Genomic DNA, 6,180 nt, shown 5'->3' on the forward strand with positions numbered 1-6,180 from the left:
GGCGTGTCCTGCTTCACCGAGCACGACCACGAGGTGTGGTGAATGATGAGCGCGGTCTTCCCGGGGCCGTTCCCGGTGGCCCGCGCCATGGATGGGCCCCTCGACCGTTCGTTCAGGAAGCGCGGATGGCCCGATCGATCTCCGCACCGGTGCGGGCCACGACGACGGGCCACTCGGCCCTGAGAGCGGCAGGCATAAGGTCGCGGACCTCGTCCCGCGGAATTACGGTTGGTCCGCCCGGGACGAGGAGCACGGCGTCCAGCCGGCGCAGCAGGACAGCCAGGAGGTCCATGATTCCGCCGCCTCCGAAGCGGTTGAAGGTGATGTTGTCCGGGCTGGAGAAGAACACATCCGCCTCCTCCATATCCGCCGTACACAGATGCAGGAAGTTCGTTCGCGGGTCCCGTGCCACCACATAAGGGTCGAGAACCTCGTGCACAGCACTCGTAGGGCGAACCGCTCTGCCTGATCGGCAACTCCGGCACCGGCAAGACTCACCTGCTGATCGGCCTCGGCTCCGCCGCGGCGATGGCCGGCTTCCGGGTCCGCTACGCGCTCGCCGCCCGCCTGGTCAACGAGCTCGTCGAAGCCGCCGACGAGAAACAGCTGACCAAGACTATCGCCCGCTACGGCCGCGTCGACCTCCTCTGCATCGACGAGCTCGGCTACCTCGAACTGGACCGCCGCGGCGCCGAGATGCTGTTCGAAGTTCTGACGGAGCGGGAGGAGAAGACCAGTGTTGCGATCGCCTCGAACGAGTCGTTCGGGGGCTGGACCAAGACCTTCACCGACCCACGGCTCTGCGCGGCCATCGTCGACCGCCTCACCTTCAACGGCACCATCATCGAGACCGGCACCGAGTCCTACCGACTCGCCCGGACCAGGGCCAGACAGCAGCGAGGCTAACGAAAATCATCCGGAGATCGCCGGGGTTCCTGGCAGGCTGGGGGCATGGCACCCCTCGACGATCAAGAGCTGAGCACCGCAATTCAGGATGCCGACTCGCCGGCCTGGTCTGTCCGCGGGGCGGCTGGGCGGCAACTGGCGGGTTCGGACAAGATCGAGGAGCTGGCGGACGTCATCCACCGTCTTCTCCTGGATGCCCAGGACACCTGGGTCATCCAGGAAACGGCCGAGGCATTGCTCGAACGCAAAGACACCATCGGCCTGCGCTATGTCCTGCTGGCCTACAGCCAGGCGGGCAACTACGACGCGGTGGACCATCTCGGTGCTGCCCTGGACTGCAACCCCGAATGGATGACGACCGAAGGCGCGGACCGACTGATCAAGCAGTACCAAGAGCTGGCAAGGGACCCCGACGCCGGGGTCCGCAGCGAAGCCCAACAGCTCCTGGCGAAGCTGCGGCCACGCGAGGAATGGGCATGAGCCTCAGAGCCGGGTTTCTGACTCTCGGCTGATCAGGGTTGCGCCGCAGCCAGTCGGCTGAGGCGTTCGAGGAACTCCTGGAGACTGGCCGCGACCATCTCAAAGTCGTCAAACCAGGAGGCCGTGGTCGATCTCCAGATCCGCCCGCTGTCGCCGATCGCGAACAGGTTCCCTCCTCCGTCGCTCGCGAACACCAGCACGATCGGTTCGCCGTCTATTCCTGGCGAGCCGTACTCCTGGAAGTGCCCTGCGACCGTCGTGGGCGAGTGGATGAAGTAGCCGACGTCGAGATCGGGCAGTGATGCCTCGCTGATCACCCCGTAGAGCGTGGTCAGATGGCGACCGGAATGACCATCGCGGACCGACTTTCTCCAGTCCGACGCGTCGCTCGATGAGCAGGGCCACCGGCCCCTGCGGGCCGTGGCCGCCGACGGCACCGACGCACGAGGCGAGGCCTGACCATGCCGGGGTTAGATCGAACTTATGAGGCAGTCGTCGCAACGGCCGGTCGCTTCACCACGCCGAGGCCGTTGCCTGGGTGGTTTCCAGGGGCCCGCGGAGCGTCCGCTGGCCCCGGGTGCGTAGATGCCCTCGCGGTCCACGGGGGAGCGTACGTAGCGAGCACGACGACAGGCCCGGAGGCGGCCCAAAGGGCGAGCTGGATCGGGTTGGTGGTGGTGCGCACGCCCAGGACCGGGTCGTTCTCCAGAGAGCACACGGCGACCATCGGGGCCCCGATGGACCGCCAGGCGCCACGCCTGGGCGGTCTGCGCGAGCAGGTCCAGGTGAGCGGGAAATGCCTCGGGGCGGGGGCCAGGGGACTGGCCGACTGGGAGTCGATCGAGTTGGCCTGCCTTGGCGGCGGCACGGGTCACGTGCGTGCCCGTCATCCAGGCGCCCGGCGCGCGCGGGGAAGTTGAACTCTTCACGGGCCAGGCCGTCGGATGCGTCGGTGCTGGGTCAGCAGGTGATGGTGGCCCAGGAGTGGCCGGGGAAGGTGTGCGAGCCCGCTTGTCCGCTTGCCAGCACGTCGAGTTCGGCGCCGGTGGTCGGAGCGAGGATCACGAACGACAGCGTGGCCTTGCCGTCGGTGTCGAAGAACCCGGATGCTCCCGAGGTGTAGGCCTTTTGACCGACGATCCAGTAGTCGGCCCAGACCGGCCGGCCGGCGTACGGTGAGGGCCCGTAGGACGGGCCGTGCGCGACGTTCACCGTCACGGTGTCCTTGCGGATGTACGCGTGCCTGCCACCGAAGCCGATGTCGACGGTCTCGCAGAGCTGGGAGATGCCGTTCACGGTCACGTAGTTGTTCCACGTGGAGGCGTCGACGTAGGTGGGGTTGTCCCAGGTGCAGGGTGCCAGTGGAGCGCTCACGAAGTTGCTGTAGTAGACGCCGTGCACCCACACCTGGTAGGTGACGGTCAGTGTCTCGCCCGGCGGCGGGTTGGACACCGAGAAGTTGAACGTGGCGTTCTTCTTGGTGATGTCGAACGTGCCGTTGGCGGTGCCGGCCTTGGCGCTGCCGCTGATGGTGTAAGAGGCGGTGATGGTGGAGTCGGTCGGGGGGTAGCCGACGGTCTCGAGGTTGAGGGTGATCCGGTCGACGGGTATGGCGGTCGTCATGGGACCGCTGCCACTGTTCTGTATGGCGCAGTGCTGGTCCACGTTGGGTGCGAAAGGTCCGCCCGGGTCGGCAGTGGCAGGTGTGGCCCCGGCGGCGGTCAGGCAGAGCAGGATGACGAGAGCGGTGGTCACCGCTCTCCAGGTCTTCCAGGTTCCTCGGGTCGTTCGGGACATCGTGGATCCCCCCAGGTCGTTGGTGCTGGACAGTGCTCTCCACTTGCGGCGGCAGAGACGCCCGTACGGCACCTGCGGTTCCTAGCCCGGTCCCCAGTGGAGATCAGCCACTTTGGTGATTCCTGGACGATTGCTTCCAAGGCCTGAGCTGAAAGATGATCAGGTCACGTTCACGCCTGGGCAGCTCCTTCCGTAGGTCCGCCCGGTTGGGGCTGAACCACGAAGCGTGTTGGTGGATGTTCGTCACCGACCGGCCGTCACGCGCGACACCGCCCCTTGGCTCAACTCGAACGAAGAGCAAGGTCGGTGGGTGGAGCCAGCCCGGACATGAGGGGGAGTACTCGCGACACGATCGCCGTGGGCGGCCCCCAGTCAGACTTGGATTCCCGCTTCTTCGCCATCGTCACCGATCTTGTGGGCGCTCCCACGGAATTGGTTGACGAGGCCGATCGCATCGCCTGGCACACTCGCACCACCATCTGGGGCGAGACCACTTGGAACGTCGACTTCACCGCCTCCACCCCCTTGCGTTTTCCATGCGTGCGAGGAGTGTCGCCCCGTCTCGTACGCACACGGCGTAGGCCGGCCGCCCTCAACTCCTGCTTCATGCACTGGCGTTAGAACAACATGAGGGCTCGCCGGATGTCGGTCGGTTCGTACACGCTGGATGTCTCCAGTTCCTTGATGAGTTGCTGGTGAGCAAGGGCGGCCCCGGTTCTTGGCGGAATGGGGGCCGCCCTTGGCGTAGCGGGGAGCGGACCGTCAAATCACGCGAACCACTGCCGGTTGTCGCCCTCGTTGAACGGGTCCACGCCGATGCTGAAGCCGTTGTCGTAGACGGTGATGTACCAGCCGGTGGCCTGGTGCTGCAGCCGCCACAGGCCGCGGTTGTTGTCGTACTTCTCGTAGAAGCGCTGCCAGGGGTTGTTGGCAGTGCACTTCTCCACGTACACGTCATGGTCGGAATAGGCGGCCAGGCAGTAGGAGCGGTCGCCGTTGACGTGCTGGGTGTAGGAGCCGTCGGACTCCAGCTGGTCGTACCACTGGGCGTCACCGTAGGAACAGCCCCGCATAACGGCGTCGTTGTTGTTGGTGTGTCCCAGGCACAGGCCGTTGAAGTGACTTCTCCAGGTGACGGTGCCGTTGGCGGAGGCGGACGAGGCGACACCGACGACAAGGGCGGCGGAGGCAACGGCCGTCGTGAGGAGGCGAGTGAGCGTGCGCATGATTCCTTCTGTCAATGGGTAGCGGGACTGGGATCAGACGTGTGGATCAGCGGAAGTACTGCTTGTTGTCCGGCTCGTTGAACGGGTCCACGCCAATGCTGTAACCGTTGTTGTAAACGGTGACGTACCAGCCGGTGGCCACGTGCTGGAGCCGCCAGATCCCTCTGCTGTTGTCGTACTTCTCGTAGAAGCGCTGCCAGGGGTTATTGGCAGTGCACTTCTCCACGTACACGTCATGGTCGGAGTAGGCGGCCAGGCAGTACGAGGCGTTGTCCCGGACATGCTGAGTAAAGGATCCGTCGGACTCCTGCTGGTCGTACCACTGGGCGGCCCAGTCGCTACAGCCCTTCATGGCGGCATCGTTGTTGTTGGAGTTACCCAGGCACGTGCCCTGGGCGACGCTCTGCCACGTGACATTCCCGTTGGCGGAGGCGGTGGCCGCAGCGCCCAGGACCAGCGTGGCCGCTGCTGCAGCTGTGGCGATCAGTTTCCTGTACATGTGGAGTTTCCTTCGCTCAAATAGGTGGATGCCTGCAACCCGGTGTCGTTTCCCGGTCAGTAGCCGGGAGGGGTGGGCAGGTAGCTGAAGCAGGGGCCGTGTCCGGCGTAGGTGTCGGTTGCGTCGTAGTTCAGCAGGCCGCGTCCTGTCAGGGGGCCTACGATTCCGTCGGGGGAGCCGGTGTTGTCGGTGTTGGCCTGGAAGTCGTAGACCGCGTTTCTGGTCTGTTTGCCCCAGACGCTGTCCTCCGCGATCGCGGGGCTGCCGGCGTGTCGGCGGTAGTCGTTGACGAGGTGCTGCACGCACCAGACGGCGTGGGCGTTGTTGGTGCGGCCGTCACCGATGTACGGCGCCCCGACGACGGCCGAGGCCGGTGCTGTGGACAGGCTCATGACGGCAATGGCGGCAGCAACACCGCACAGCACTCGGCCGAGGAGGTTCTTCGAATCGCGGGACATCTGTGTCACTTTCACTTACGCAACGATCGGGCGGAGCCAGGAGAGAGCGGCTTCCCCTTCGGTGGCGGCCTCCGCCCGGCAAGGCGATCGATCCGCACTCCGCAAGGCGGCCTCCGCTTGCAAGGGCGGCTCTGGCCCGGGGAGTTGATCCCCCGTCTCCCCGGGCGAGAGGGTTCGTCAGCGGGCGTGTGCGTCGGGCAGGGTCGTGCAGTGGTTGCTGGCTTCCAGGGTCATCCAGTGCCACTTGATCTTGTCGCGGGTCTGCGGTCCGTAGACGCCGTCGGGGTCGATGCCCAGCGACCTCTGCACGCGGGCGAGGGCGGCTGCCGTCTTGGGACCGAACTTGCCGTCGATCGCTCCGAGGTCCTGGCCGTAGCAGTAGTTCAGGGTTTCCTGGAGGTAGTACACCTGCTGGCCGCTGGCCGCTGGCGCCGGAACGCAGGGAGCAGAAGTTGCTGCCGTCGGCGCCGACCGGGTACTTCGCGTAGAAGCTGCCGCTGTAGTAGATGGTGTAGTCGGTGCAGCTCGGAATGGCGGCCTGCGCGGCCGGGCTGAGCGTGAACAGGCCGGCGGTGATGGCGGCGGCTGCGCCCATGGTGGCGAGCGTGCGCTTGAACTTCATGGTGGGTGGTCCCCCGAGGTGCGGTCCGCGTGCAGGTCGAGGCAAGCGGGCGGTGAACGGATCTGAGTGGGCGGCGAGTTGCCGCCGGGCGCCAGAAACGTAACAGCGCTCCGACGTCCCTTCCGCGTATCGGCATGGCGTCCCAGGCCCGGCAGGCGTCCCGGGACGTGCCGGTTCGAGGTGCCGTTGGGG

8 protein-coding genes and 2 pseudogenes are annotated in these 6,180 nt (G+C 66.1%); 2 read left to right on the forward strand and 8 right to left on the reverse strand.

The window, feature by feature from the left end; all coding sequences use genetic code 11:
• Positions 1-112: 112 nt before the first annotated feature.
• Complete coding sequence (locus IO36_RS32830; RefSeq protein WP_158997633.1) at positions 113-349, reverse strand: hypothetical protein; 237 nt, start codon at positions 347-349, stop codon at positions 113-115.
• Positions 350-450: 101 nt separating this feature from the next.
• On the opposite strand from IO36_RS32830, the pseudogene IO36_RS32835 reads away from it, so the two are divergent.
• Together IO36_RS32835 and IO36_RS32840 are read left to right on the forward strand one after the other, a co-directional pair.
• Positions 451-906: pseudogene (locus tag IO36_RS32835) on the forward strand (ATP-binding protein); the annotation flags it as partial.
• A 45-nt stretch (positions 907-951) separates the two neighbouring features.
• Entirely contained in the window at positions 952-1,386 is a 435-nt protein-coding gene (locus IO36_RS32840) for a hypothetical protein (protein ID WP_037625282.1), read from the forward strand.
• 32 nt (positions 1,387-1,418) lie between these two features.
• Here IO36_RS32840 and IO36_RS32845 read toward each other — a convergent pair whose 3' ends face one another.
• The 7 genes and pseudogenes from IO36_RS32845 to IO36_RS32875 form a co-directional block, all read right to left on the reverse strand.
• Positions 1,419-1,703 carry an SMI1/KNR4 family protein gene (locus IO36_RS32845; protein ID WP_051901117.1) on the reverse strand — a complete coding sequence of 95 codons (285 nt, stop codon included), beginning with the start codon at positions 1,701-1,703 and terminating at the stop codon, positions 1,419-1,421.
• Between the two features lie 226 nt (positions 1,704-1,929).
• Positions 1,930-2,276 (reverse strand): annotated as a pseudogene (locus IO36_RS48585) (DEAD/DEAH box helicase); the annotation flags it as partial.
• Between the two features lie 70 nt (positions 2,277-2,346).
• Positions 2,347-3,183, reverse strand: coding sequence for a hypothetical protein (locus IO36_RS32850; RefSeq protein WP_158997635.1), 837 nt, complete (start codon positions 3,181-3,183; stop codon positions 2,347-2,349).
• A 767-nt stretch (positions 3,184-3,950) separates the two neighbouring features.
• Complete coding sequence (locus tag IO36_RS32860; RefSeq protein ID WP_037625288.1) at positions 3,951-4,409, reverse strand: RICIN domain-containing protein; 459 nt, start codon at positions 4,407-4,409, stop codon at positions 3,951-3,953.
• A 46-nt stretch (positions 4,410-4,455) separates the two neighbouring features.
• Positions 4,456-4,761 (reverse strand): hypothetical protein, encoded by a 306-nt coding sequence (locus IO36_RS32865; protein WP_158997637.1) that lies wholly within the window; start codon positions 4,759-4,761, stop codon positions 4,456-4,458.
• Between the two features lie 203 nt (positions 4,762-4,964).
• Positions 4,965-5,366 (reverse strand): peptidoglycan-binding domain-containing protein, encoded by a 402-nt coding sequence (locus tag IO36_RS32870; RefSeq protein WP_158997639.1) that lies wholly within the window; start codon positions 5,364-5,366, stop codon positions 4,965-4,967.
• 177 nt (positions 5,367-5,543) lie between these two features.
• Complete coding sequence (locus tag IO36_RS32875; RefSeq protein ID WP_037625292.1) at positions 5,544-5,774, reverse strand: peptidoglycan-binding domain-containing protein; 231 nt, start codon at positions 5,772-5,774, stop codon at positions 5,544-5,546.
• Positions 5,775-6,180 lie beyond the last annotated feature (406 nt).

The sequence above is a fragment of the Streptomyces aureus genome (assembly GCF_000725495.1).
Taxonomy (GTDB): domain Bacteria; phylum Actinomycetota; class Actinomycetes; order Streptomycetales; family Streptomycetaceae; genus Streptomyces; species Streptomyces aureus_B.

Coding starts and splice junctions, on each gene's coding strand:
- IO36_RS32870 (WP_158997639.1), bottom strand. CDS start 5,366: ATGTCCCGCGATTCGAAGAACCTCCTCGGCCGAGTGCTGTGCGGTGTT.
- IO36_RS32865 (WP_158997637.1), bottom strand. CDS start 4,761: ATGAAGGGCTGTAGCGACTGGGCCGCCCAGTGGTACGACCAGCAGGAG.
- IO36_RS32850 (WP_158997635.1), bottom strand. CDS start 3,183: ATGTCCCGAACGACCCGAGGAACCTGGAAGACCTGGAGAGCGGTGACC.
- IO36_RS32860 (WP_037625288.1), bottom strand. CDS start 4,409: ATGCGCACGCTCACTCGCCTCCTCACGACGGCCGTTGCCTCCGCCGCC.
- IO36_RS32840 (WP_037625282.1), top strand. CDS start 952: ATGGCACCCCTCGACGATCAAGAGCTGAGCACCGCAATTCAGGATGCC.